Raw genomic sequence first — 300 nt, 5'->3', positions numbered from 1 at the left:
GACAACATCGGCGCGTGCGCGGTCGAGCTCACTGCCGACGAACTGGCGCGGCTCGATGCGCTCTCGGCGCTGCCGCGCGAATATCCCGGCTGGATACCTTCTTGTCGTAATTGACGCGGAAGCCCGGCTGGATCTTGAAGGCGTCGGTGATCTTGAAGGTCAGCTGGCCGAACACCGCCGCGCTGGTGTTCTTGAGGCTGATGTCGTTGCGCGCGGTCAGCCCGTCTAGCACGGTCGGATCCTTCGACAGCGGATCGCTGGGCTTGATCAGCCAGGCCGAGGCCGCCGGACCCTGGCTCT

The 300-nt window shown here is 65.3% G+C and carries 1 protein-coding gene; it reads right to left on the bottom strand.

Features of this window, described 5'->3' with window-relative positions:
• Positions 1–28 precede the first annotated feature (28 nt).
• A partial coding sequence (locus K3A85_RS17810) for a TonB-dependent receptor (RefSeq protein ID WP_225207856.1) occupies positions 29–300 on the bottom strand: 272 nt, incomplete at its 5' end.

The organism is Novosphingobium huizhouense (genome assembly GCF_020179475.1).
Taxonomy (GTDB): Bacteria; Pseudomonadota; Alphaproteobacteria; order Sphingomonadales; family Sphingomonadaceae; genus Novosphingobium; species Novosphingobium huizhouense.
This window is presented reverse-complemented; position numbering and strand designations above follow the sequence as displayed.